Here is a 24585-nt window from a genome sequence, read left to right as displayed (position 1 = left end):
ATCAGGCGGCGGCGCGGTACAGCTGCGGCTGGGCCTGGTTGGCCGCCATCATGGCCGGGATGCCGCTGGCAGCGTTGGCGCGGGCGGCCAGGGCGCGTTCTTCGGCCGTGGCGTAGTCGCGGTCCCAGGCCAGCACCTTGGGCGTCATCAGTTTGTGCCACAGCGGGGGCAGCATGGCCACCACGATGGTGGTCAGGTAGCCGCCGATCATCATGGGGGCGTCGGGGAAGGGCTTGAGGTCTTGGTAAGGCACTTCACCCTGGGCATGGTGGTGCGAGTGGCGGGTCAGGTTGAACATGGTCCACGAGCTGATGCGCTTGTTGGTGTTCCACGAGTGGCGCGGCTGCACCGGGGTGGCCGGGTTGCGCACCATGCCGTAGTGCTCCATGTAGTTCACGATCTCCAGCAGGGCCTTGCCCCACAGCATGCACACCACCAGCAATGCGGTGGGCAGGGGGCCGGCCACCGCCCAGGCGCCAGCCACCAGCAACAGGCTCATGGCATGGCCGCGCAGCACGGCGTTGTGCCAGCCGAACAGGGCTTGTCCCTTGCGGGCCAGGCGCTTTTGCTCGATCTTCCAGGCGCTCACATTGCCCTTGAGGGTCGAGGCCACCACATGGAAGTACACGTTGCGACCGCGGGGCGCGGTGGCCGGGTCTTCTTCGGTCGACACGTAGCGGTGGTGGCCGTACACATGCTCAATCGAGAAGATGGTGTCGAAGCTGAAAGCAAGCAGCCAGCGGCCGATCAGCATGGACACCGGGTCCCAGGTGCGGTGTGTCAGTTCGTGGGCCGTGATGGTGCCCACCATGCCGATCATCAGACCGGTCAGGATCACGGTCGACACCTGGTGGGCCCAGAAGGTCCCGTCGCGTGCGGCGATCACGTCATGGCCTGTGATCTGGGTGACGAAGGCGCCCCAGCCCAGCGGGTCGGTGCTGCTGAAGCTCCACAGCGCGCACCACACGATCAAGGTCAGCAGGGGCAGGGCCATCCACAGCTGGAAGGTGAGGATGCCAGGGTGCTTGAAGGTGGGGGTGCTGGTGTCGTCACCGGCCACGGCGTCGCCCACCATGTAGATGACCAGCACCGTGAGCAGGCCCAGGGTCACATAACCCTGGCCGGCCATGATGAAGCCAGCGGCCAGCAGGCCGATGGCGTGGAACAGGAAGTACTTCAGGTAGTGAAGGACGTTCATCGGATGTCTCCTTGGGGGTGAACGTTTCGTGGGAATGAAAAGCGTGAAAGGGGACCGACTCAGGCGGCCACCGGCTGGTCATGCAGCGTGGTGAATCGGTCGGCATGGATGTGGCCGCGGGCCACGCCCTGCTGCACCAGCAGGGGCAGGGCGGCGTCGATCATGGGCGGCGGGCCGCACAGGTAGGCGTGACAGCCGGGCACCACCAGCCCTTGCGAGGCATCGGCCAGCGCGTGGGTCACCAGGCCTCGTGCGCCGCGCCAGTCGCTGTCCGCCGGCTCTTCCGACAGCACAGGCACGAAGCGAAGGCCGGCCGTGCTCAGACGGGCCAGGGCTTCGATCTCGTCCAGGGCATACAGGTCGCGTTGTGTGCGGGCGCCGAACAGCAGGGTCACGGGGCGCTGCACACCCTGGGTCAGTGCATCTTTCAGCATGGCCAGGATGGGGGCCAGGCCGCTGCCACCGGCGATCATCAGCAGGGGGGCCTGGGCGTCCGGGCGCAGCCAGAACTCGCCCAGCGGGCCGTCCAGCTGCACGGTCTGGCCTTCCAGCGCTGTGCGGTTCACGTGGGTGGAAAACGCACCCCCGGGCACTTCACGCACGAAAAAGCGGGCCGTGCCTTCGGGCTGCACCGGGTCAGCGAACGAGTAGCTGCGAGCCACTCCCGGCATCGACGCCACGCTCAGTTGGGCGTATTGCCCGGCCTTCCACAGCAAGGGGGCGTCCAGGCGCACGGTCAGGGCCGTGATGTCGTGGGTGAGCTTGTCCTGGCGCAGCACGCGGCCGCTGACCTGCTGGCGGGCCTTCTGCGCACTCAGGTCCACTTCGACGCTGACATCGCCCTTGGGCACGGCCTGGCAGGCCAGGATGTAGCCTTGGTCCAGTTCGGCCTCCGACAGGATGTAGCCGGTCTCGGTCAGTTCCTTGACCTGGCCGCTGACCAGCTTGCACTTGCAGGTGGCGCAGCCGCCCACACGGCAGCTGTGCGGGAATTCGATGCCCTCGCGCAGGGCCGCTTGCAGCAGGGTTTCCTTGGGCTGCAGGGTGATGGCCTGGCCGTTGATGCGAGCCGTGGCCGGTGCGGCGTTGGACTTCTTGCCGAACAGAAAACCCAGCATGCAGACTCCTCAAGGGATGTTGGTTCAAGGTGGATGAATCGTAAAAATTCACGGCGTCTGGCTGAAGATCGGCTGTTGACAGGCGGGGGTCATTTTTTGACAATCGCCGCCCATGGCCACCTCGCACACCCCTTCCGACCCCGGGCAGACCCTGAGCCTGCAGGCGCCCTACCTGCGCCAGATCGCTGACCAGCTCCGCACCATGGGGGCCGACGTTCCGGCCTGGTTGGCCCGCCATGGCCTGAATGAAGCGCGTCTGAACGACGGCACCATCGACATGCCCATGGCGCAGTTCCAGGCCCTGGTGTCCGACGGCATCGAGGTCACGGGCGAGCCCGCCATGGGGCTGCTGGTGGGGGAGCGGCTGCTGGTCAACACCCACGGCATGCTGGGTTTCGCTGCCGCGGCCAGCCACACCATCCGCGTGGCGGTGCAGCTGTTCGAAACCTATGTGCACCTGCGCACCTCCATGATCTCGGTGAGCCTGCACGAGGTGGGCGAGGGGCCTGCAGCCGAAGCCCACATCCGCATCACCGAATGCCAGCCGCTGGGCGAGGCCCGCCGCCCGGTGCTGGAGGCGGTGGTGTTGACCGTCCGCAATGTGCTCGATTTCATCACCCGCGGTGGTGGTGCAGTGCGTTATGCGGCCTTTCCATTTGCGAGGCCGGATTACGCCCCGCTGGCCGAAGACCTGTTCCGTTGTGAAGTGCGTTACCGCCAGGGTTGGGCCGGTTTTGCGTTGCCTGCCGGGCAGCTCGACGCCCCGCTGGCCATGGCCGATGCCGCAGCCTTCCAGCAGGCACTGCAGGTGTGCCAGCACGAACTCGACAAGCTGCAGCGCAGCGAAACCTTCAGTGACCGTGTGCGCCGCGTGTTGCTGGAAAAGCGCCAGGGCTTCCCGTCGCTGCAGGTGGTGGCCCGCCTGTTCAACATGACGCCCCGCACCTTGCACAGGCGCCTGCAAGACGAAGGCACCACCTTCCAGCAGGTGCTGGAGGGTGTGCGCCACCAGCTGGCCGTGGGGCACCTCAAGGCGGGCCAGTTGTCGGTGCAGGAGATCGCCTGGCTGCTGGGCTACACCGAGGTGGCCAACTTCCGGCGCGCCTTCAAGCGCTGGGAGGGCGTGGCGCCGTCGGCCTGGCGGCCGCCTCAGGCCACCGGCTGATCGCGCCAGCGTCGCGCCTGCCGCAGCAGATGCGCGTGGAACACCTGCGCAATGGGCGAGAGCTGCTTGCCTTGCGGGTGCACCACATGCCAGAACGATTCGATGGGGAAGCCCTTGACCTTGAGCACGGCCACGCCATCTTGCGCAGGGTCCCGCTTGAGCGAGTGGCTGGACAGCACCGACAGCCCCAGACCCGCCGCCACGGCTTCGCGGATGGCTTCGTTGCTGCCCAGGGCCAGACGCACCTGGGGCACGAAGCCCTGGGCCTTGCAATGCGCATCGACCGACATGCGGGTGCCCGACCCCTGTTCACGCAGGATGAAGCGCTCTTGCGCCAGATCGGACAGGCTCAGGCCCCGCTTACGTGCCAGCGGGTGGTTCAGCGGTGCCACCACCACGATGGGGTTGGGCATGAACACCTGGTCTTCCAGGTCGAGGTCATGCGGGGGCTGAGACATGATGTAGACGTCATCGAGGTTCTCGCGAAGTCGCTGTACCACGCCGTCGCGGTTGAGCACCTCCAGTGCGATGTCGATGTCGGGGTAGCGCGCGCAGAAGCCGCCCAGCAGGCGCGGCACGAAGTATTTGGCCGTGCTCACCACCGCCACGCGCAGTCGACCACGGGTCAGGCCCTTCATGCTGTCGACCTGCTGCTCGAAGGCTTCCCATTGCGTGACCATCTGGCGCGCCGTGCGGGCCAGGGCCTGGCCGGCTTCGGTCAGGTGCACGCGCTTGCCGATCACCTCGTACAGCGGCAGACCCACCGATTCGGCCACCTCTTTGAGCTGCATCGAGGCAGTGGGCTGTGTGACATGCATCGCGCGCGCCGCCCCGGTCACGCTGCCCGTGTCGGCCAGGGCCAGCACCAGACGCAGTTGTCGGAAAGTGATGTTCATAGACTTTTGTCGATGGATGAAGGCTTCACAATCGATTTTACTTTGTTGACGCGAGCCCCTAGCATCACGCCTGATTGGAGATGTGATGCAAAGCCTTCTGGATCCGGCGATCCTGTTCTTCGTGTTGGGCGTGTTCGCCGGCGCGGTCAAATCGAGCCTGGAGATTCCCCCGGCCATTTCGAAATTCCTGTCGCTGTACCTGCTGATGGCCCTGGGCCTCAAAGGCGGCTTCGAGTTGGCGCATGCGGGCCTCAGCGCCGATGTGATGCTGTGTGTGGGCGCGGCCATGCTCATGGCCTTCGTGGTGCCCGCCATGGGGTATGCAGTGTTGCGTCATCGGGTGTCGAAGTTCGATGCGGCGGCTGTGGCTGCGGCCTATGGTTCGGTCAGTGCCGTGACCTTCCTGACGGCCATGCAGTACCTGGAAGGGCAGGGCATTCAGCCCGGCGGCCACATGGCCGTGGCCATGGTGCTGATGGAGTCGCCCGCCATCCTGATGGCCGTGGTGCTGGCCAATGCCTTGCGCGCCAAGGCGCAGGCCGAAGCGTTGAAGAACTCCTCCTCGCAGGCCGTGCCTGCAAGCGGGCACATTTCGATCCGGCAGGTGCTGCACGAATCGTTCACCGACGGGGCCCAGGTGCTGTTGCTGGGGTCTTTGCTGGTCGGCTTCCTCAGTGGCGACGAGGGCAAGGCCGTCATGGCGCCGTTTTCCACCAACCTGTTCAAGGGCATGCTGGCCTTCTTCCTGCTCGACATGGGCCTGAAGGTGGCGCACCACTTCCCGCAGGCCCGCCAGAACTCGGCCTGGCTGATCGCCTACGCCGTGGTGGCACCCATGGTGCATGCCGCGCTGGCACTGGGGCTGGCCGCGTTGCTGGGCCTGTCGGTGGGCGACGCGGCCTTGCTGATGGTACTTTCGGCCAGTGCGTCTTACATCGTGGTGCCCGCTGTGTTGCGTGATGCCATGCCCGAGGCCAACCCGGCGCTGTACTTCGGGCTCTCATTGGGCATCACCTTCCCGCTCAACCTGATCCTGGGCATTCCGGCCTACACCTGGGCCGCGCGTCAGGTGCTGTCCGGATGACAGGGGTGTCACACAAGCTTCACGCGAGCGTCATGCACGCTGCTTACTGTCTCGGCTGTCCAAGAAACACCCAACGGCAGCAACGCAGTCATGAGCAAGCAACACGGCGCCCCCTCCATCGATCTTCACGACGAAGACTCCAACACCTCTGACAACCCGCACTTCCAGCAGGTGCTGTCGGCGCGCCTCAGCCGCCGCAGCCTGTTGCGCGGAGCGGTCGGCTCGGCCACCACCGCCGTGTTCGGCAGCCTGGCCCTGAGCGCCTGCGGCGGTGGCGGCGACAGCGCCACGCCCGCCACCTCTTCGGCCAATGAGCGCATCACGTCGCTGACGTTCACCCCTGTGGCCAAGGCCACCGCCGACGTGCTGACCGTGGCTGCCGGCTACACCGCCCGTCCCATCTACGCCCTGGGCGACCCGCTGGCGGCGGGCCTGCCGGCTTTCAAGAACGACGGCACCGACACCAACCTCGACCAGCGTGCCGGCGACCACCACGACGGCATGGCTTTCTTCCCGCTGAGCGCCGCCGGTCTGCCCTCCGGCACCGCGAACGACCGCGGCCTGCTGGCCGTGAACCACGAGGCCACGACCGACGAAACGCTGTCGTCCTTCTTCCTGCACGCCAACGGCGGCACCATGACCTTGCCACGCCCGGCCGCCGAGGTGGACAAGGAGGTGGCCATCCATGGCTTGTCGGTGGTGGAAGTGCGCCGCACCAATGGCCAGTGGGCTTACCAGCAGGCCAGCAACTTCAACCGTCGCATCACGCCCCTGACCGAAGCCGACATCACGGGCCCGGCCCGCGGTCATGACCTGCTGGTCACGAAGTACAGCCTGGACGGCACTGTTACCCGCGGCACCATCAACAACTGCGGCGCCGGCAACTCGCCCTGGGGCACCTACCTGAGCGGCGAAGAAAACTGGTTCGGTTACTTCACCCGCAGCAGCACCGACGATGCCGCCCGTGGCGACCAGAGCGTGGTGGCTCTCAACCGCTATGGCCGCACCCAGGGCCAAGCGTCGCGCCATGGCTGGGAAACCGGCGGTGTGGCCGATCAGTACGCCCGCTGGAACATCTCCAAAACCGGCAGCTCGCCAGATGGCTCGGACGACTACCGCAACGAGATGAACGGCATGGGCTATGTGGTCGAGCTCGACCCCTACAGCCCCACCTCTCGCCTGAAGAAGCGCAGCGCCCTGGGCCGCTTCGCCCACGAAAGCGCGGTGTTCTCGTTGCCCAAGGCCGGCCAGAAGCTGGCGGTTTACATGGGCTGCGACTCGCGCAACGAGTACATCTACAAGTTCGTGACCGACGCCACCTGGTCTGACGCCGACGCCAACCCCACCGATCGCCTGGCCACCGGGGCCAAGTACCTGGACCAGGGCAAGCTGTACGTGGCCGTGTTCAAGGCCGACGGCACGGGCGAGTGGAAAGAGCTCAGCGTGGCCAACATCCCGGCCAGCTACACCACCTACACCTTCGCCGACCAGGGCGATGTGTGCGTGAACGCCCGCCTGGCCGCCGATGCCATGGGCGCCACCAAGATGGACCGCCCCGAATGGTGCAGCGTGCACCCGGTGACAGGCGAGGTGTACTTCACGCTGACGAACAACAGCAACCGCCGCGCAAGCACCACGCTCACCGGAAGTCAGGTCAATGTGGATGCCGCCAACCCGCGTGCTTACACCGACATCAAGGGTGCGGCCACCTCGCAGCAGGGCAACGTGAACGGCCACATCCTGCGCCTGAAGGAAGGCTTGGGTGACTCCACCGCCACCACCTTCACCTGGGACGTCTACCTGTTCGGTGCCGAGGCTGGCGCTGCCCCCGGGCTCATCAACCTGAGCAACCTGACCAGCGATCAGGACTTCTCCAGCCCCGACGGCCTGTGGTTCAGCCCCAAGACCGGCATCTGCTGGATCCAGACCGACGACGGTGCCTACACCGACACCACCAACTGCATGATGCTGGCGGGCATCCCGGGGCAGGTGGGTGACGGTGGCAGCAAGACCCTGAACTACGGCACCGTGAGCGTGACCACCTACGCTGGCAAGGCCCCTGCGGCCGACAAGCTCAAGCGCTTCCTGGTGGGCCCGAAGGACTGCGAGATCACCGGCATCTGCGAAACGCCCGATGGCCGCACGATGTTCGTGAACATCCAGCACCCGGGCGAAAGCACCAAGGCCGCCGACGTGGCCGACCCCAGCAAGTACACCAGCCAGTGGCCGGCCAATGCCGGGTATGGGGCTGGCCTGCGCCCGCGCTCGGCCACCATCGTCATCACCAAGAACGACGGCGGTGTGATCGGCTCCTGATGCCTGCGAAGTCTCCGTGAGAGGTGGGCCCTGTACCGGTTCGGCGGACAGGGCCCTTTTTTCATCGGGGGTCAGAAGCCCCAGGCCTGCCCCGCACCGGCCAACGTGGCCACGCCCAGCACCGCGAAGATGGCGGCCGCGATGCCATGCACCAGCTTCATCGGGATCTTGCCGGCCAGGCGGTCGCCCAGGAACACGGCGGGCGCGTTGGCCAGCATCATGCCCAGCGTGGTGCCCACCACCACCATGATCGGCTCGGGAAAGCGTGCGGCCATGGCCACCGTGGCGATCTGGGTCTTGTCGCCCATTTCGGCCAGGAAGAAGGTCACCACCGTGGCGCCGAACACGCCCAGGCGTTGCGCCAGGGCAGCTTCGTCTTCTTCGATCTCGTCAGGGATCAGCATCCACACGGCCATGGCCACGAACGACAGGCCCAGCACCCAGCGCAGCACCTCCTGGCTGAGCACGGTGGTCACCCAGGCACCCAGTGCACCGGCCAGACCGTGATTGGCCAGCGTGGCCACGAGGATGCCCATCACGATGGGCCAGGGCTTCTTGAAGCGAGCGGCCAGCAAGAAGGCCAGCAGCTGGGTCTTGTCGCCGATTTCGGCAAGGGCGACAACGCCGGTGGAGACGAGGAGGGCTTCCATGAGGGGAACGAACTTCTGGCCGGAATCAGACACATGACCACGACGCGCACCTCCGGCCAGAAGCGGGTGCGGCGTGGTCAATGGTCTTGCCAGGTTGTGCAACTGCGAACGCCATGGCCTGCGGGCCAAGTGTGTTGACGTTCGCCAGGAACCCTGGGGCGGGTTCGAGCGGCTACTCCCCAATGACGGTCTGGATTGTGCCACAGCCCTCCAGCGCACTCAGGAGCCAGCTGCCGCTTGCACCTGGTTTCATTTTTTTCGTGCAACGGCTGTCATTTGATGACTTGCAAGGGGAAATCCGGCTTTTTGATCATTCAGATGGCATATCAACTCACGCCCGTGCTCTCCGGACGATTCTTCGTCCTTTTTTCACACATTCCACACAGATGGAGCCTTTCCGCATGAAACACCTGACCCTCCTTCAACGCACTGGCGTGGCCCTCGCGGCCTGGGCCGCCATCGCTGGCGTTCACACGTCGGCCCTGGCACTCGACCCTGCCCTGGTGCCGTCCATCGGCGCCGACACCGGCCGCTTCACGCTGCCCATCAGCTGTGGCATCAAGCTGGGGGGCGTCAAGGTCATCACCATCAAGGGCACCGTGGACATCCAGGGCATTGCGCCGGTGCAACTGGGCCCGGGCCAGGAGTTCTACCTGACCCAGGGCCGTGGCGAGCTGACCCTGCCGGCGTGGCTGTCCACCCTGGGCGGCCTGGTCGTGGTCAAAAAGGCCGATGCCCAGGTGGACAGCCTGCTGATCGGCGCCACGCGCTCTGAGCCGGCCACCATCAACCTGGCCACCAAGTACCCCCAGGAATTTACCCTGACCGACATCCCCGTGGTGGCCGGCAAGCCGGTGGTGGTGGGCCTGCCCAAGACCGGTGACTTCCTGGTCGGCCCCTACAAGGCGCCTGCCGACGGTCGCGTGCAGTTCCGCTTCGAAGGTGCTTCGGCCAACGTGAACCTCAAGAGCAACCTGGGCGTGAACCTCAAGGTGCGGGCCGAATGTGTGGCCTCGGAAGGCAATGCCCTGCTGTCGGTGGCCGTGGGCCCGCAGGTGGACGCCTCGGCACCGGCCCGCTACGAGGGCGAGCCCCTGAACTTCCCGAAGGCGCCCAGTGGTGGCGTGGTCGGCATCGTGAACGCCCCTTACAACTGCGCCATCAACGGCAAGCAGTACGCCGTGGGCATCGCGGTGGGTGGCAACTTCCCGCTGGCCGTCAAGCGCACCAGCACGCTGTCGTTCACCAATGCCTCGGGTGCCCTGACCGTGCCGGCCGCCACCGTGAACCAGATGCTGGATGACGGCATCACCACCGTGCAAGGCCGTGTCGACGAGCTGCGCCTGGTGGTTGAAGGCGGCACGCCCAACAGCCCCAATGTGCTGCCCACCGGCACCGAGATCCCGCTGACCCGCCTGGAGCGTGACAAGCCCATCGTGCTGTCGCTGCCCACCGCAGGCACCGTCCAGGCTGGTCCTTACAAGCCTGATGCCACCGCCAAGTTCATGGTGATCGGCATGGGTTCGGCTGCGGCCACCTTCCAGTTCAACGGCAATGGCCAGAGCGTGAAGGCGACCTGTCCGAAGCCCGAGCCGGACGCGCTGCTGGTCGACGCTCCGATCCTCTGATCGGCGGGTGAACCCTGGGGGCCCAGGGCCCTTGGGTACCTGGCCCGTGCGGTCGCTTCGGCGGCGGCACGGGCCTTTTGCATTCCGGTTAAACTCGAAGCGGGTGTCTTGCTGCCGCCATCGGCCTCGAAGCAGATGGGTGGTGAACGCAGGGCAGGTTCATGCGAAGGTCGGGCCGCCTCGCGGCTTTCACGCGTTCATTCGCGCTGGCTCGCCATGACTGACCCCACCCTGATCCAGGTGATCGGTGCCGTGCTGTTTGCACTGGCCGTTCTGCACACCTTCTCCACCAAGTTTTTCGAGCGTCTCTCGCACACCTACCCCAGGCATGCGGGGCTGTGGCATTTGCTGGGCGAGGTCGAAGTGGTCTTCGGCTTCTGGGCTCTGGTGCTCATGCTGTTCATGTTCGGCATCGAGGGCAAGCAGCAGGCCACGGCCTACCTCGACAGCCGCAACTTCACCGAGCCCTTGTTCGTGTTCGCCATCATGGTGATCGCCGCCACGCGGCCGATCCTGCAGCTGGCGGGCGCGCTGGTGCGCTTCACGGCCCGGTATGTGCCCATGCCGCAAGGCATGGCGCTGTACTTTCTGGTGTTGTCACTGGTGCCTTTGCTGGGCTCCTTCATCACCGAGCCGGCGGCCATGACGCTGGCCGCCCTGATGCTGCGTGACACCCTGCTGGCAAGGCCCGTGTCCAACAAGCTCAAGTATGTGACCCTGGGTGTGCTGTTCGTCAATGTGTCGATCGGTGGCACGCTCACGCCGTTTGCGGCGCCCCCGGTGTTGATGGTGGCGGCCAAGTGGAACTGGGACATGTGGTTCATGGTCTCCAACTTCGGCTGGAAGGCCGCTGTGGCGGTGCTGGTGAATGCGGGTTGCGCCACGGTGCTGTTTCGCAAACAGTTGGGGCACATGGCGGCGAGGCCGGTCGCCACGCAGCCTGCCGTGCCGGCCTCGGTGGTGCTGGTTCACCTGGTGATGCTGGCGCTGGTGGTGCTGTTTGCACACCATCCGGCCGTGTTCCTGGGCTTGTTCCTGTTTTTCCTGGGCTACGCCTCGGCTTACGAGCGTCACCAGAGTCCGCTGATCCTGCGTGAGGCCCTGCTGGTCGCCTTCTTCCTGGCCGGGCTGGTGGTGCTGGGCGGCCTGCAACGCTGGTGGCTGGAGCCGGTGCTGATGAGCATGGACGCCAACGCGGTGTTCTTCGGCGCCACGGCGCTGACTGCCATCACCGACAACGCGGCACTGACCTACCTGGGCTCGCTGGTCGAGGGCTTGAGCGACGAGTTCAAGGTGGCCCTGGTGGCCGGCGCCGTGACCGGTGGTGGCCTGACCCTGATCGCCAATGCACCCAACCCGGCGGGGGCGGCCATCTTGAAAGAGAAGTTCTCCGACAGCACCATCCAGCCCCTGGGCTTGCTGGTGGCAGCCTTGCCGCCGACCCTGGTGGCCGTGCTGGCGTTCAAGCTGTTGTGAGGTCACTTAGGGGTTGTTATGAGCGCCCCCAAAAGGAAAGGGCTCGGAACGCGTCCGAGCCCTTGTGTGTGGTGGTGGATGGTTGACCATGTGCCGACCGGCCTCCCGAGCTTATGAGCACTGGCGCGGGTTGCTGCGGGCAGACGACTACGGGCGGCCTGCCTATTTGACCGACGCCACGGCTTGGGTGGCGTGCTTCACGACCTCGACGATCTTCAGCCCACCATCAGGGGCCGATTCGTTTTCCAAGTAACCGGACGGCGTGATGGCGAAAATCGACTTGGTGGTTTCCATCAGTACCGCATTACGAGCGGCATCGTCGCTGGCCGCCTTGGTGAAGGCCTGGAATGTTCGCAGCGCATTTGCCCGATGCTTGTTGATCGCGCTTTGGTGCCGAGCCGCCTTGTAGAGTCGGCCGCACCAGATCGTTGCGGTGAAAAGCAAGCCCAGAATCACGACCTTCGAAGTAAAGAGCTGGATGACTTGCGGTGTCGTGGCATCTGGCTTGACCGGAACGAATACCATGAGCAAAGCCGCCAAGATCGTTGCTGCAGCCAACCCTGCGGTCGTCTTGAGCCATTTCTCCGCGCTCAGGTCTTGCGCCTCCGCTTCAGCATTAAAGTCAGCTGTGAAATGCGCGACTCCGACGCTGGCTGCTGCCTCACGGGCAGCAACGATGATGTCACCAATTTCCCCTCGCCGCTGCTCGATGTCCTTTTTGGTGCCGTCCACCAACTGCCCTGCCTCCTCAACGGATCGGGTCAGTTCGTTGATGTTCCGCTGTACATCGCCCTTCTGATAGGCGAGGTACGGAATGTACAAATGCGCCGCCGTAAAAAACTGGTCGGCTTGGCTCTTGATCTGGTTGACCAACTGATCACGTGTCCCTGTCGGATTGCCCGATTCAATGGAGAAGCTGCGAATCTGGTCAATGGTTTGCTTGATGGACGGGAGCGTATTAACGATTTGCTGCGTGGGCCCATCTGGCAGCAGATCCAATGACAGCAGCTTGAACTGGTTCAGCATCGAGTAGGTGCGCTCCAGCTCTGGACGGCAACCTTCAAAAGTGATCTTGCCCCAGTCGGGGTTGATAAGCAGTTCGTCGACAGGGGACTGCGTACAGTCGCCGATCAAATCGCGGAACTGCTTTATCAATGCCTCAGTTGCCATTCGCCACTACTCCAATCGAAAAATGCCATTTGGGCTGCCGAGCGGCAGGATCAAAGAGGCGCTGAATTTTGTCCTTGTCCTCACGGCCAAGGCGCCCCCAGGTTGAACAATCGTTCAACTTACCGGTCACGTCGAATCCTGCAGGTACGCTGATGCCTATCACGTCAGCGATAAGGTAGCGTTCGTGAAAGTCATCCCAGAAAAAGACATCTGCCGCAAGATTCTGGGCCTCGAGAGAAGTGCTCAGTGATGCGTAGGCTACTTTCCAATCGCCCTCGGTGGGAAACGTTCGCGCTGGCCCATCGCCTTTGCAGAAGCTGCGATGAATTTCGATTCGAGGCCTGATTACACGTTCGGCAAGCGGTGCGAGCAACTGAATGAATTCGCGATAGTTGTGGCTACTGGGGTCAAGATTCGGATCAATGAACATCAAGGAATTGGCTTGCAGCAATACCCGATGGAGCACGCGCAGATATTCCCCTGTTTTGCGATCCACAGTTACGGAGGGACTGCGGTTCTGCCACCACGGGGTGCCGGTCAGCTTTTCAATCGACGCAACTTCACTCTGCGTGAAATTCTGTTTTGTGTTGTGGCCAACAATGATGCCAGCCAGTTGATCTACGGCTGATGTGCCCAGACCTTCCCGGCACCAGTCAGAGGGTGTCGCTGGATCAGAACCGTTATGGCGGGGGAACCGGCGAAGCCGGTTGTTCTGCGCAAGCTTTTTGACGATCTCCTTGCAAAGCCGATGCAGGCTCCCTGAATTCGCCATGCAGAACTGACTCCAGCCGCCATCACATAGATCTCGAACCACCGCCTCTTGCAGCAGTGGTTCTTTCAGGTGTGGCAGACACATCTCGATGAACGCAGCGTTGGAATACGCGGCCGGATCGAACACATCTGGAACAATGGCGTATTCCTCAAGCATCGCCGAACTGCTCCCTCAGACCCTCTTCGAAAAATCCTCCGGGCCATGACTTGACCAGTTCACCCAATTCGTTGAGCGGCATTTCGCGAACGATGCTCCGCGTTCCATCAGGCTCAACGTAAAGCACCGAAACGTCCGCCGGCGTGACTGAAGGGACGCCGGTTTCCTTGCGCTGGTAGGTCTCGCGCATCCTTCGCATAAGCCGCAAGATCAAATGCTCGCTGTGTGTTTCCAGGATGAAGGTGTTTTTGCGCTCCCCCAATGCAGCCTCAATGAAAACATCGCCGAGCTCGGCCTGCAGTGCAGGATGCAGGTGAATCTCGGGTTGCTCCATGGCAAGCAACTTGCCGCGCGAACCATAGGCCATCACCAGCACGGGCAGCACCTGAGAGATGCCGATACCTACGTCGCGATGGGTGACGACCGTGTTGGTGCGCTGATCGACGAGCACAAGCTCGCGAATGCGATCTGAATCTGATTTCTCTATCGTCTTTACGATTTGAACTGCAGCGCGTTCTGGATCTGAGATTGCCCCTCGAACGTCGAGGAGGTGGTCCATGGCATTTTGTGGAAGCAAAGGACTGTCATCGCTTGCTTTGGCGATTTCGACCCACTCGCGGTCATGCGTCAACCCTTCAATGCTGGCGAAATTTTCCTCGGCCAGCTTCTCCTCGATTGCGCCTTCGATTTGATCCAACGCCACCAATGACCGCACCACCAGTTTGTACGGGGTTTTCAGTTTGCTGGAACCCAGCCAGCCATTTACCGCATCCCGCACAGCATCGTCGCGACGCACGACGTCCCAGGCATAACCGCCGCCGGCATACCAATTGGCATCTTCATGCTCGGCAAAGGCCAGATGGCGTGGGGGAAAAGAGCGCAGCGGCCCAAGGTACTGCAGCTGTTTGAGGTCGTCGGCCAGCGCATCTGCCAGCCCCTTAATCAGGTCGTTCAATGTGCGGGGCAGCACGAATCGGACGGCTTGCGCGATGTCTTCCTTGCGGTTGCCCTTGCTGACGGGGAACAACATACTGACTGGCGAGATATCGCCGCCGTCGGTCTTGGGGAGTTCCACACTAGATGGGAAGAACTGATCGACGCGCACAACGAGCTCCGGCAGCAGTGAGGCGATGGCCTCATTGGCGCCATCGAAATCTTCGGGGCGCATTTCTTCGGATGTGGTCTGTGCCTCGACGATGGCTTTCAGCACCTGTCGAAATACGGCATGGTCGCTGGCGAGGCGATCCAAACGAAGGTGACCAGCGTGGGCATCTGATCGCACGGTCGCTGGACGGCGGCTCATACGCACCAATTCCGCACCGTCGCCGATAATCTCGATGGAGTCCACCCGGGGCTCCGCACCCGGCCTTGGGCGGTCCTGGTCGTCCAACTCAATGCCGAGGGCGATGTTCAGGGCCACGCTGCTGACTGGTGCCAACAACTGCGCCAGACGCTGATTCTTGCCCTGGGCCAGTGCTGACACCTTGAGCTCAGCACCCCATTCCACGCGCTTGTTCAGTTGCCCACGGTGCACGTACTGGCGGAAGCCGCCGAGATCGATAGCGCTGCCGCCCACGTCGGTGTGGTGTACGTCCAGACGGGCCAGACTGCGTTTTTCACGGCCGAACTGTGCTTCGTGCGCCAGCGCAAGGCTGTGAATGAAACTGGACTTGCCGGCACTGTTGGGCCCGAAGATCAAAGTGATCGGCTTAAGCGGGATGCGCTGGGTATCTGCGAAAGCCTTGAAGTTACCCACGCGCAGGGCTTGTAGGCGGCGAGTCATGACAGGACCTCCTGTTCTTTGGGCAGCGGAAGATTCAGTGCGTGAGCCTGCTGCGCCATCTCAGTCAACGATTCCTGAATATGAGCCTCGCGCCATCGGGCGGTAAGTTGGCCTGAAAATGCTTGTTTGAGCATTAGTTCAAACAATTCGTCTAATTTTTCTGCAGCAATGCTTTCGCGGCCAAGAATCGTCTCGACCTGACGCGACAGGGCGCCAAAGTCTTGCTGCTCCTGAAGTGGCGGAAGGGGAACTGGTAATGAGCTAATATCTTTCTGATTAAGACTGGCCTGATTCACAGCCCGCTTACAGCGGCTTCGATAAAACGTTCTTACCTCTGGGGTGTTGAGCAATGCAAAAAGATACGTTGGATCAATTCTCGTGGCGTCAGGTCGCAGAAGAAGCAAGTTCATGCCGTGAACCAAGTGTTCCGGTGAGCCTTGGTAGATCGCGGTTTTGCCAATATGGGTTTCGCTGTTGATGTGACTGAACAAGATGTCCCCCTTTTGCAAGAGCCATCTCGCTGCTTCTTCGTAAGTCATATCCACATATCGAACACGCCGAGGGTTTATAACGCCAGCCGAAATTGTTTCTATCCGAGTTACTGGGTATCCCTTACAGCTAGTATTTTGATCAGCGGTCGTTCCGTTGCGCATGGTGCTCAATAGTTCGCCAAGCGGCAGGACTGGCCAATGCTCATCTTGAAATGGCTTGCCAAAGGTCCGTTCAAAGAGCGTCGGCAGGATGCGCAAAGCCTTGGCCTCGGCCTCGCGGCGCAGGCGGCGCAGACGATCAGCATCGTCGAGCAGTTCGACGACGCGTGATTGTTCACCTAATGGCCAAATAGGTATGGGCATTTTCTCGAAATTGCCCTTGTTCAGAATTGGGACTACAGCATTGTTTGCTGCAGCGGAAAGTGCATCGGCAGAATGCATAAACCAATACATGGCGAACCGAGGTAGTAGCGCTGGGCCACATACGACAGCGTTGATTTGCTGATTAGTCGCTAAAGGGACACCAGCAATTCCAACGCGTCCAATTGATCCGATGCAACTAACTAACACAGCATCCTTGGGCAACACCCTTGCCCTTTCGGCACCCTGCACAGAAAGCATTTCAGATGTCGCAACGATCGGTTCAGTGGAACCGAGTTCAGGCGGCTTCACCCAAGGCACATCATTCCCATAGTTTGCTTCATCACTCTTGGGAGGTGTATTGCCAGTGACAACTTGGGCGACAGAGCGAATGGGCGCACTTAGCCAAGTCATTTGGCTAACTCCACCATCAACGTTTCCAGCCCCGCCACAACCTTACGGTAGTCACCCAACACATCGGTAACGAGATCACGTGGGTCTTCATCGCTAGACTTTTCCGCCACGCGCGGTTTCCACTGACCAGCACCTAGGTTGTAATCGCCATCGGCCAACTTCTCGCGGGTGGTCCACCAGCAAGCGGGTTCATCCGTACCGTGCACCAGCAGGGTGTTGGCCTCCAGACCCGGTGGGGTGGCGTAGCCACTGACCTTGTAGGCCTTCCACTGTGCGAGCAGGTCGGGAATATCGTTCTTTTCAGGCGTTTCCACGCGGCCGCCACCGGAAATCTTGTCCGGGTCGTAACCGTCGTTGCGGACCTCGTAGAACCAGACCTTGTCCAGACGCTTGGCGGATTCCGAAGCTGGCTTGCGGAATACCAGTACCGCAGTCTTTACACCGGCATACGGTTTGAACACCCCTGCGGGCAGGCTGACGACGGCCAACAGGTCGAAGTCGTGCACCAGCTTTTTACGCAATTCCACGTGCGCGCCGGTGGAGCCGAACAGCAGCCCCTCGGGCACCACCACGGCGCAACGCCCACCGGGCGCGAGGTGCTGCATCATCAACGACATGAACAGCAGTTCGCTCTTTTTGCTGTTGGTGGGCAAGTCGGCGCGGATGGAATCCTTGGGCAATTGGCCCGCGAAGGGCGGGTTGGCCAGGATGACCTTGTAGCGGCGGCGCAGATCGTCCTCAGTCAGGCCACCCATGTCGGAGAGCGAGTTGGCGCGCTTGAGCTTGGCGTGGCGGATTCCGTGCAGCACGAGGTTCATCATGCTGATGCGCAGCATCTGGCGCGACACGTCAGTGCCATATACCGAAGCTTCGAGCAGGCTCCAGTCCGGAATCTTTTCGCCCGCGCCTTTGCGGTAAGTTTGCAGGCGAGGGATTTCGGCCTTCAGGTCAGCCAGTGATTTCCCCTTTTTCTCCAGCCAGTCTTCACCATAGATGGGGTACTCGCTGATGTGATCGGAATATTTCGCCAGCAGGTAGTCCACTGCATCGATCAGGAAACCGGCAGTGCCCATGGCGGGGTCGAACATGGAATCACCGATGTCCGGATCGACCATCTCGACCATGAAGGCGCGAATCTGGCGCGGGGTGCGGAACTGGCCGTTGAGCGAACTGGAGCCAAGGTGCACAAGCAGGTATTCGAAGATGTCACCCTTCACATCCGGGCCAAGCTTGCGGAATTCGAATCCGTCCAACTCGTCGATCACCTGCTTGAGCACGTTGGGATCAACGATTTCCAGCACAGCATCGCGGAAGTACTCGGCGACCTCAGGCTCATCCTTGGCGAGTGAGGCCATGTAAGGGAAGACTTCGTCGCGAATGAAGTCGCGCAGTTCGGTACCGCTCTTGAAGCGCCAGTGGCTCCAGCGGTAGCGCTCGGACTGCGCGGGATACAAAAGCGTGGCATTACCGCCGGTGGCACCGAGGCGAGCGCGCAGCTCGCGGTCGGACTCCTCTTCGTCTAGCAGCTTCAGGAAGATGAGGTAGGAGATCTGTTCGATGTAGGTGACCGGGTTCGTCACACCGCCTGCCCAGAGGATGTCGGTGATGTGATCGAGCTTGCGGCGTAATTGGTTGTTCATGTCTTTTTCCTAATTTCGATCGGCGCTACGCCACCAGGACGGATTGGTTGATCTCGTCCATCACGTTGCGCAGGCCCTGCTCGCCAAACAGTTCGATGCCGATGTTGGCGGCGTTGAGAATGGACAGCGGCGGGGCGAACAGGTCGTCGAGCGAAACCTTGCCTTTCACCAAGCCACGGTTCTTGAGCAGCGCAAGATATTGCGCCTGCTCGGGGGTAAGGTTCTTGGCCACGAGCCAAGCGCGGAAGTTATCCTCCACACGCTCCTCGCGGCTCTTGATCTTGAGCATGCCCAGCGCGGCACGAATGAAGTCCACCAGATTGCCGCCCGGGTTGCGGTACGCGCGGCGCAGGTTGTCTTCATTGAAGTAACGCTGCGGTTGGTTCAGGCGCTGGGCGAGTTGAGCCTCTTCGTCTTCCGACAGTGCATCGCCCGCCTTGACCTTGGCGATGATGGGGTCGGCCTCCGCCTCCTGCTGGACGGTGGTTTCCCAATCCGTCACGTAATCGCGCTTGTCGACGCGCTCGCCGTCCGGACCCACTTCGATATAGTGAACAGCGTCCAGCCATTCATCTTCCAGGCCAAGCTCGATCAGCTCGCGTGGTGTCTTGCCGCCCGGTTGTTTGGGCTTGGGTGCGTAACCACCGCCACCGCTGCCGGAGAAAATGTCGGTGTCCGAGTCGTTGAAATACTCGTGGTTGCGGAAGAAGTCGTAAATGACGAACTTCTCTTTGCCGATGTGCGGTGCTGTACGTGTGCCACGCCCACGCATCTGTTGATAGAGGATGGGGCTGCGCACTCGGCGGCACATCACGAGATGCAGCACCTCGCGGCAATCAAAGCCCGTGTCGAGCATGCCCACGCTGACCGCGACCATGGGCAGATCTTCCTGCTTGAAGCGGCGGATCAGGTCGTCTGCATTGGCCACGTCAGAAGTGATGACCTCGGCGTAGCGACCCTTGTGCTCGGGATGCAGGTCATTCAGGTATTGCGCCAGCCGTGCCGCGTGGTGCTTGGTGATCGCAAACACTACCGACTTACCAGGACCGTTCTTTTGTCCCGGCGCCAACTCCTTGTAGCTCTGCCAGGCCAGTCGGTCGAACTCCTCCATCATCAGCCGGTTGCTGGCCTCGTTGGTCCACTTGCGCTCGAACTCGGCGGGATCGTAGTGCTCCTCATCGACCTTGGCGCCTTCGGACACCAAGGTGGTGATGCCGGTGGCGAATTTGTAGGGAACGAGAAAGCCTTCCTTGAAGGCCTCCTGGATCGGGTAGGAGTAGTCGGGCGTATCGTCCTTGCAGTGATAGAACTGGAACGTGTTGCGCTCGATGTAAATGGCCGGGGTGGCGGTGAGGCCGATGTGCAGTGCATCGAAGTGCGAAAGCGCAGCCTGCCACGCGCCGTAGATGGAACGGTGACATTCGTCCATCACGACCACATCAAAGTAGCCGCTGGTGAACTCGTGATAGCGGCCAATCATGGTTTGCAGCAGGCACACGGTGACCTGCTTTTCCTGCCGGACCATTCCGGGCTTGAGCCAATAGCTGGAATAGCCGGGGAGCAAATCCTGAATGGCCTCGATGGCCTGCTTGGCAAGCTGATCGCGGTCGACCAGGAACAGGACGCGCTCGGCCTGCCCAGCCTGCACGAGGCGCTTGAGGTAAAGCGCGATCAGATCGGTCTTGCCGCAACCAGTGGGCAACTCGATCAGGAAGCGACGCTTGCCCAGTTCAACCGTGCGGTCAAGCGCCTGCATGGCCTCCTTCTGGTAGGGGCGCAGGGAGCGCGTCTCACCCTGGCGCAGGTAGGTGTCCGGGATCGGCACCGTGGCCAGTGGCTTGCGTTCGGCACGCATATGCACTAAACGCTCAAGATCGCGCCGGGAGAAGAAGGAGTTGACGATGCGGGCGTCGTCATTCTGGTAGTCCCAGAAATAGATCAGTTCGCCGTTGGTGAGGAAGATGAACGGTGCACCGATTTGCTTGGCATAGGGCAGCGCTTGCTGCTTGGCGGTATAGGGCTGAATGGCCTGCTTTTTAGCCTCGATGATGGCCAACGGACGACCACGCTGGTCCAGCAATACATAGTCGGCACGGCCCGTAGGAATGGCATCGCCATCCGACGTGCTGAAAAAAGTGGGTTGCGCCCCCGGCTCGGCTGCGGCATGGCCGCCGGCGACTTTGACCTCGGTGAGCACCTGGGACTTGTCTGCCGGATTCCAGCCGGCAGCACGCAGCTGATCGTCGATCAGGATGCGTGCGTCGGTTTCTTTGTTCTGGGCGTTCAAGTCAGTACTCCGTGATTACAAATTTTTTTGTTGGTGACAGTCTATGAGCACATGCCGTGCCAGCTACCCAACCCCGTATTTCTGAAGCCAGTTACTAAGGGTCTGATAGCTGCCGATTCCAAGGATTCGAGCGGCCTCGGACTTATTGCCGTGCGTCTGGGCCATGGCGCGCTCAAGGTAGTGGCGCGCGACGTCTCCAATGATGTCCGGTAGAGAAATCGCTTGATCCAGAGGGCGACCGAGGATGGTGTCAGCCTTTGGTGCGACCGTTACAGCCAAAGACTCGGCCACGTCCTGCGTGGTGATCTTGTCGCCCACGGCCCAAATGCTGGCGCGCAGCAGTGTGTTGTGGAGTTCCCGAACGTTGCCAGGCCAAGAGTGTTGAATCAGAAGGTTTCTTGCGGAAACATCCAATTTCTTGTGCTTGTAACCCGGCTGCGACGCAGCCTCGGCGTTGATGGAGGCCAGCATCGAGTCGATCAGAATGTTGAGATCACCCTCACGCTGGCGCAGAGGCGGCAGGAGCAACACACCTACGGCTAGGCGGTGGAAAAGGTCCTCTCGGAATCGACCTTCCCTGATCTCATCGGGCAGGACTCGATTCGTGGCGGCGATAACGCGGATATCGATGGGCTTGGCCCGTGTGGCGCCGACACGGGTAACTTCACGCTCCTGCAAGACCCTCAGCAGCCTGACTTGGGATGCCAGCGGCAGTTCACCGATCTCATCGAGGAAAAGGGTGCCGCCATCGGCCGACTCGAAGTAACCAGCCCGTGCTGCGGTAGCGCCGGTGAATGCGCCCTTCTCATGACCAAACAGTTCTGCATCAACCAGTTCTTGCGGGATAGCGCCACAGTTGACTGCGACGAACGGCTTGCCGTTGCGTGGACTGGCCTGATGGATGGCGCGCGCGAACAACTCTTTGCCGGTTCCGGATTCCCCCTGAATGAGCACCGGCACATCGCGAACCGCCAAGCGATGCGCCATCGCCACGGTGCGTTTCATTGCCGCGCAGCGGTGGACGATTGCAGTGAAAGCCGGACTTTCGGGCGGCACGCCCATCATCAGGCGAGTCAGGGCCTCGTCTGCCTGCTTGTCAGCAACAGGCGCAAACTCGGCCGACAACTCAAAGGGAATGCTGACCTCTTTGACACCGTGCTCCCGCGAAGACTCGATCAGTTTTGCCGGGTACCGAGTCTTGGCAAGCAGGAGCCAGATGGCTGCCATTGCCGGAGTGCCCGGGCTCAGATGAAACACCAGGTCGCCAAAAGGTGAAGCACGCTTGACTTCCTCTATGACGCCGACGGCGGCACGGAAGATCTCTTCAAAACTGGTTGGGCTGGTGAGCTTGGCTTGATGTGACGTCAACGGCACTGAAGACTGCCGTCCAACCCACTGGGCGTACGCACGGGTCTTCTGGATGCTGTGGTCGGACAGCAGGTGCAATGCATCAAAGGGGAGCGCCTTGAGCGCGCCTAAGATGGGCCCTTGCTCATCGGGGCCTCCGGCCTCCGCAGCGCGCAGGTCAGCATTGCCTAGCCAAGCCAGCAAGATTGCCATGGATTAGAAGATTTTCAATGTAATCAGAAAAAATATTGTACTTTGATCGGGGGTTGATTGAACAGCAGCTTGGCTTCTTGATCGTTCAGCGCGTGAATGGTGCTGTCATCCACCAACCAGGGAGCCCCACGATGAACACCAAGCCCACTGCCCTCGACGCCTATCTCGCCCGCGCCGCCGCCATCCACATCAAGCTGGACCGGCTGCAGCAACTGGCTGACGACCACTTCGGCCACGACCCTGAAGCCATCCACTGGAGCCACGTCGGTGACCTCGAGCGGGTGGATCAGGCGTTGGATGACCTGCTGGCGATCTTCGACGGCCAAGCCAAGTAAGCGAGGCCGCGATGGACGCCCTGCTCAAACTCTCCCCGGCTCAAAGCCTGCTGCTGCGCACTGCCGCCCGCCGTCCTGATGGGCGAGTGATCTCGCCTGACACGCTGCGCGGCGGCGCACGGGTCAAGGTGCTGACCTCACTGCTGCAGCGCGGGTGGATCGAACCTGCCGACGGCGGCCATACCCTGACCAGCGCAGGCTACGCGGCCACAGAGACGGCTCTGGCCGAGAAAGTGGCCGATTTCGGGTGTTTCTGCTGATGGCCACCCGCAGCACAGACGGCCGGAACCCCGCGTGGTGCGGGGATTTCGGGCGAGAAAAAGGGCCCGGAACGCGTCCGAGCCCTTGTGTGTGGTGGAGCCGGGGGGAATTGAACCCCCGTCCGTAAGCCATCAGCAAGTAGATCTACATGTTTAGCTGTCTGATTTGGTTCTCACGCCATCCACCGCGCAGCAGCACGCTGAGGACGACGCCAGTCGCTTGATCTTGGCCTGTACCGAGCGACCCGGCACCGACCCAGCCTGTGTGAATGACCTCTCAGTCTTTGTCTTGCGACTCAGACACAGCCCACAGGCGAGCTGTTGAGAGGCACGCCGGTATTAAGCGGCGAGTGCGAACGATTCGTCGTTGGCAGTTAGTTTGTTTCCAGATGGATTTACGAGGTGGCTGGTCCTCGACATGCACTATCCCGCCTCCGCACCCACGTCGAAACCAGGTCGGCCCCAGGAAAGATGCACCATTGTAGGCCTTTCGGCCGGCTTGCGCTGAGGTTTCAGGGGCGCCGGGGGGAATTGAACCCCCGGCCTGCAGTCATCAGCTGCGGTAGTCGGCGTTGATGCTCACGTAGTCGTGCGAGAGGTCGCAGGTCCAGACCGTGGTGGTGGCCGTGCCGCGGCCCAGGCCCACGCGGATGGTGATCTCGCTTTGCTTCATCACGCGCTGGCCGTCGGCTTCCTGGTACGCGGGGTGGCGACCACCACGGGTGACCACGTGCACGTCGTCCAGGTGCATCTCGATCAGGCCCTGGTCGAGGTCGTCGATGCCGGCATAACCCACGGCGGCCAGGATGCGGCCCAGGTTGGGGTCAGAAGCAAAGAAAGCGGTTTTCACCAGCGGCGAATGGGCGATGGCGTAAGCCGCCTTGGCGCATTCGTCTTCGGTGCGGCCGCCTTCAACCGTGATGGTGATGAACTTGGTGGCGCCTTCGCCATCGCGCACGATGGCCTGGGCCAGGTGTTGCGACACTTCGATCAGGGCGGCGCGCAGGGCTTGTGCATCGGCGCTGTCCAGGCTGGTGATCTCGGCGTGTTTCGCCTGGCGGGTGGCCATCAGCACGAAGCTGTCGTTGGTCGAGGTGTCGCCGTCGATGGTGATGCGGTTGAACGAGGCGTTGGCCGCTTCGGTCACCAGGGGCTGCAGCAGCTCGGGGGCGATGTTGGCGTCGGTGGCCATGAAGCCCAGCATGGTGGCCATGTTGGGCTTGATCATGCCGGCGCCCTTGCTGATGCCTGTGATGGTGACGGTCTGCCCACCCAGGGTGATCTGCTTGCTGCAGCCCTTGGGAATCGTGTCGGTGGTCATGATGCCTTCACCGGCCACGGCCCACTGGTCGGCCTTGAGGTCGGCCAGGGCGGCGGGCAGACCCGCTTCGATGCGGTCGACCGGCAGCGTTTCCATGATCACGCCGGTGGAAAACGGCAGGATCTGCTCGGGCGAGACGTTCAGGTGGCGTGCCAGGGCGATGCAGGTCTGCGTGGCGCGCACCATGCCGTCTTCGCCGGTGCCGGCGTTGGCGTTGCCGGTGTTGATGACCAGCGCACGGATGTCGGAGCCCGCGGCCAGGTGCTTGCGGCACAGTTGCACGGGCGCGGCACAGAAGCGGTTCTTGGTGAACACGCCGGCCACGGCGCTGCCCGGCTCCAGCGTGATGACGACCAGGTCACGGCGGTTGGCCTTGCGCACGCCGGCCATGGTGATGCCCAGCTTCACGCCGGGCACAGGGTGCAGATCAGAAGGATTCGGGGCAGACAGGTTGACGGGCATGGGCTGGTTCTCCGGCGTAGCCCGCCATTTTGCCCCGATCTGC

The 24585-nt window shown here is 62.2% G+C and carries 19 protein-coding genes, 1 other RNA gene, 1 pseudogene and 1 riboswitch; of the genes and pseudogenes, 7 read left to right on the top strand and 14 right to left on the bottom strand.

Annotation, left to right across the window (positions count from 1 at the left end; genetic code table 11):
• Position 1: 1 nt before the first annotated feature.
• Both EYS42_RS07730 and EYS42_RS07725 read right to left on the bottom strand, forming a co-directional pair.
• A complete protein-coding gene (locus EYS42_RS07730) occupies positions 2 to 1198 on the bottom strand; it encodes an alkane 1-monooxygenase (RefSeq protein ID WP_130967511.1) in 1197 nt (398 codons plus the stop codon).
• Positions 1199 to 1257: 59 nt separating this feature from the next.
• A complete protein-coding gene (locus tag EYS42_RS07725; RefSeq protein WP_130967510.1) occupies positions 1258 to 2316 on the bottom strand; it encodes a 2Fe-2S iron-sulfur cluster-binding protein in 1059 nt (352 codons plus the stop codon).
• Positions 2317 to 2428: 112 nt separating this feature from the next.
• Between EYS42_RS07725 and EYS42_RS07720 the strand changes: the two genes are divergently transcribed.
• A complete protein-coding gene (locus EYS42_RS07720; protein WP_130967509.1) occupies positions 2429 to 3481 on the top strand; it encodes an AraC family transcriptional regulator in 1053 nt (350 codons plus the stop codon).
• Here EYS42_RS07720 and EYS42_RS07715 read toward each other — a convergent pair.
• Together EYS42_RS07715 and EYS42_RS17470 are read right to left on the bottom strand one after the other, a co-directional pair.
• A complete protein-coding gene (locus tag EYS42_RS07715) occupies positions 3466 to 4119 on the bottom strand; it encodes a LysR substrate-binding domain-containing protein (protein ID WP_425358881.1) in 654 nt (217 codons plus the stop codon). The genes EYS42_RS07720 and EYS42_RS07715 overlap by 16 nt on opposite strands.
• Before the next feature lie 126 nt (positions 4120 to 4245).
• Positions 4246 to 4377: pseudogene (locus EYS42_RS17470) on the bottom strand (helix-turn-helix domain-containing protein); the annotation flags it as partial.
• An 85-nt stretch (positions 4378 to 4462) separates the two neighbouring features.
• Between EYS42_RS17470 and EYS42_RS07710 the strand changes: the two are divergent.
• Both EYS42_RS07710 and EYS42_RS07705 read left to right on the top strand, forming a co-directional pair.
• The gene (locus EYS42_RS07710; protein WP_130967505.1) at positions 4463 to 5461 is read left to right on the top strand and encodes a sodium-dependent bicarbonate transport family permease; all 999 of its coding nucleotides are present in this window, start codon (positions 4463 to 4465) and stop codon (positions 5459 to 5461) included.
• A gap of 90 nt (positions 5462 to 5551) precedes the next feature.
• Entirely contained in the window at positions 5552 to 7777 is a 2226-nt protein-coding gene (locus EYS42_RS07705; RefSeq protein ID WP_130967503.1) for a PhoX family protein, read from the top strand.
• Positions 7778 to 7848: 71 nt separating this feature from the next.
• Here EYS42_RS07705 and EYS42_RS07700 read toward each other — a convergent pair whose 3' ends face one another.
• Positions 7849 to 8427 carry a TMEM165/GDT1 family protein gene (locus EYS42_RS07700; RefSeq protein WP_130967501.1) on the bottom strand — a complete coding sequence of 193 codons (579 nt, stop codon included), beginning with the start codon at positions 8425 to 8427 and terminating at the stop codon, positions 7849 to 7851.
• A gap of 15 nt (positions 8428 to 8442) precedes the next feature.
• Positions 8443 to 8620: riboswitch (yybP-ykoY riboswitch) on the bottom strand.
• Between the two features lie 208 nt (positions 8621 to 8828).
• Between EYS42_RS07700 and EYS42_RS07695 the strand changes: the two genes are divergently transcribed.
• On the top strand, positions 8829 to 10055 hold the full coding sequence (locus EYS42_RS07695; RefSeq protein ID WP_130967499.1) for a hypothetical protein: 1227 nt from the start codon (positions 8829 to 8831) through the stop codon (positions 10053 to 10055).
• A gap of 216 nt (positions 10056 to 10271) precedes the next feature.
• On the top strand, positions 10272 to 11531 hold the full coding sequence (locus EYS42_RS07690; protein WP_130967497.1) for a putative Na+/H+ antiporter: 1260 nt from the start codon (positions 10272 to 10274) through the stop codon (positions 11529 to 11531).
• 162 nt (positions 11532 to 11693) lie between these two features.
• Here EYS42_RS07690 and EYS42_RS07685 read toward each other — a convergent pair whose 3' ends face one another.
• The 7 genes from EYS42_RS07685 to EYS42_RS07655 form a co-directional block, all read right to left on the bottom strand.
• The gene (locus EYS42_RS07685; RefSeq protein WP_130967495.1) at positions 11694 to 12701 is read right to left on the bottom strand and encodes a hypothetical protein; all 1008 of its coding nucleotides are present in this window, start codon (positions 12699 to 12701) and stop codon (positions 11694 to 11696) included.
• Positions 12691 to 13629 carry a hypothetical protein gene (locus EYS42_RS07680; protein WP_130967494.1) on the bottom strand — a complete coding sequence of 313 codons (939 nt, stop codon included), beginning with the start codon at positions 13627 to 13629 and terminating at the stop codon, positions 12691 to 12693. Before EYS42_RS07680 ends, EYS42_RS07685 begins: the two co-directional genes overlap by 11 nt.
• A complete protein-coding gene (locus tag EYS42_RS07675; RefSeq protein WP_130967492.1) occupies positions 13622 to 15412 on the bottom strand; it encodes an AAA family ATPase in 1791 nt (596 codons plus the stop codon). Before EYS42_RS07675 ends, EYS42_RS07680 begins: the two co-directional genes overlap by 8 nt.
• Entirely contained in the window at positions 15409 to 16677 is a 1269-nt protein-coding gene (locus EYS42_RS07670; protein ID WP_130967490.1) for a restriction endonuclease subunit S, read from the bottom strand. The genes EYS42_RS07675 and EYS42_RS07670 overlap by 4 nt, the downstream gene beginning before the upstream one ends.
• Complete coding sequence (locus EYS42_RS07665) at positions 16674 to 18317, bottom strand: type I restriction-modification system subunit M (protein ID WP_130967488.1); 1644 nt, start codon at positions 18315 to 18317, stop codon at positions 16674 to 16676. Before EYS42_RS07665 ends, EYS42_RS07670 begins: the two co-directional genes overlap by 4 nt.
• Before the next feature lie 25 nt (positions 18318 to 18342).
• A complete protein-coding gene (locus tag EYS42_RS07660) occupies positions 18343 to 20604 on the bottom strand; it encodes a type I restriction endonuclease subunit R (RefSeq protein ID WP_130967486.1) in 2262 nt (753 codons plus the stop codon).
• 63 nt (positions 20605 to 20667) lie between these two features.
• Positions 20668 to 22164, bottom strand: a complete 1497-nt coding sequence (locus EYS42_RS07655) for a sigma-54 interaction domain-containing protein (RefSeq protein WP_130967484.1) — start codon at positions 22162 to 22164, stop codon at positions 20668 to 20670.
• A gap of 131 nt (positions 22165 to 22295) precedes the next feature.
• Between EYS42_RS07655 and EYS42_RS07650 the strand changes: the two genes are divergently transcribed.
• Positions 22296 to 22499 carry a hypothetical protein gene (locus EYS42_RS07650; protein ID WP_130967482.1) on the top strand — a complete coding sequence of 68 codons (204 nt, stop codon included), beginning with the start codon at positions 22296 to 22298 and terminating at the stop codon, positions 22497 to 22499.
• Between the two features lie 11 nt (positions 22500 to 22510).
• A complete protein-coding gene (locus tag EYS42_RS07645; protein ID WP_130967480.1) occupies positions 22511 to 22759 on the top strand; it encodes a hypothetical protein in 249 nt (82 codons plus the stop codon).
• 92 nt (positions 22760 to 22851) lie between these two features.
• Here EYS42_RS07645 and ssrA read toward each other — a convergent pair.
• Together ssrA and argJ are read right to left on the bottom strand one after the other, a co-directional pair.
• Positions 22852 to 23223: a transfer-messenger RNA gene (gene ssrA / locus EYS42_RS07640) on the bottom strand.
• Positions 23224 to 23312: 89 nt separating this feature from the next.
• Positions 23313 to 24542 (bottom strand): bifunctional glutamate N-acetyltransferase/amino-acid acetyltransferase ArgJ, encoded by a 1230-nt coding sequence (argJ, locus tag EYS42_RS07635; RefSeq protein ID WP_130967478.1) that lies wholly within the window; start codon positions 24540 to 24542, stop codon positions 23313 to 23315.
• Between the last annotated feature and the right edge of the window lie 43 nt (positions 24543 to 24585).

The sequence above is a fragment of the Aquabacterium lacunae genome (assembly GCF_004310865.1).
Taxonomy (GTDB): Bacteria; Pseudomonadota; Gammaproteobacteria; order Burkholderiales; family Burkholderiaceae_C; genus Aquabacterium; species Aquabacterium lacunae.
This window is presented reverse-complemented; position numbering and strand designations above follow the sequence as displayed.

Excerpts from the sequence above, each read along its gene's own strand:
- EYS42_RS07730 (WP_130967511.1), bottom strand. The coding sequence starts at position 1,198 with ATGAACGTCCTTCACTACCTGAAGTACTTCCTGTTCCACGCCATCGGC.
- EYS42_RS07725 (WP_130967510.1), bottom strand. The coding sequence starts at position 2,316 with ATGCTGGGTTTTCTGTTCGGCAAGAAGTCCAACGCCGCACCGGCCACG.
- EYS42_RS07720 (WP_130967509.1), top strand. The coding sequence starts at position 2,429 with ATGGCCACCTCGCACACCCCTTCCGACCCCGGGCAGACCCTGAGCCTG.
- EYS42_RS07715 (WP_425358881.1), bottom strand. The coding sequence starts at position 4,119 with ATGAAGGGCCTGACCCGTGGTCGACTGCGCGTGGCGGTGGTGAGCACG.
- EYS42_RS07710 (WP_130967505.1), top strand. The coding sequence starts at position 4,463 with ATGCAAAGCCTTCTGGATCCGGCGATCCTGTTCTTCGTGTTGGGCGTG.
- EYS42_RS07705 (WP_130967503.1), top strand. The coding sequence starts at position 5,552 with ATGAGCAAGCAACACGGCGCCCCCTCCATCGATCTTCACGACGAAGAC.
- EYS42_RS07700 (WP_130967501.1), bottom strand. The coding sequence starts at position 8,427 with ATGGAAGCCCTCCTCGTCTCCACCGGCGTTGTCGCCCTTGCCGAAATC.
- EYS42_RS07695 (WP_130967499.1), top strand. The coding sequence starts at position 8,829 with ATGAAACACCTGACCCTCCTTCAACGCACTGGCGTGGCCCTCGCGGCC.
- EYS42_RS07690 (WP_130967497.1), top strand. The coding sequence starts at position 10,272 with ATGACTGACCCCACCCTGATCCAGGTGATCGGTGCCGTGCTGTTTGCA.
- EYS42_RS07685 (WP_130967495.1), bottom strand. The coding sequence starts at position 12,701 with ATGGCAACTGAGGCATTGATAAAGCAGTTCCGCGATTTGATCGGCGAC.
- EYS42_RS07680 (WP_130967494.1), bottom strand. The coding sequence starts at position 13,629 with ATGCTTGAGGAATACGCCATTGTTCCAGATGTGTTCGATCCGGCCGCG.
- EYS42_RS07675 (WP_130967492.1), bottom strand. The coding sequence starts at position 15,412 with ATGACTCGCCGCCTACAAGCCCTGCGCGTGGGTAACTTCAAGGCTTTC.
- EYS42_RS07670 (WP_130967490.1), bottom strand. The coding sequence starts at position 16,677 with ATGACTTGGCTAAGTGCGCCCATTCGCTCTGTCGCCCAAGTTGTCACT.
- EYS42_RS07665 (WP_130967488.1), bottom strand. The coding sequence starts at position 18,317 with ATGAACAACCAATTACGCCGCAAGCTCGATCACATCACCGACATCCTC.
- EYS42_RS07655 (WP_130967484.1), bottom strand. The coding sequence starts at position 22,164 with ATGGCAATCTTGCTGGCTTGGCTAGGCAATGCTGACCTGCGCGCTGCG.
- EYS42_RS07650 (WP_130967482.1), top strand. The coding sequence starts at position 22,296 with ATGAACACCAAGCCCACTGCCCTCGACGCCTATCTCGCCCGCGCCGCC.
- EYS42_RS07645 (WP_130967480.1), top strand. The coding sequence starts at position 22,511 with ATGGACGCCCTGCTCAAACTCTCCCCGGCTCAAAGCCTGCTGCTGCGC.
- argJ (WP_130967478.1), bottom strand. The coding sequence starts at position 24,542 with ATGCCCGTCAACCTGTCTGCCCCGAATCCTTCTGATCTGCACCCTGTG.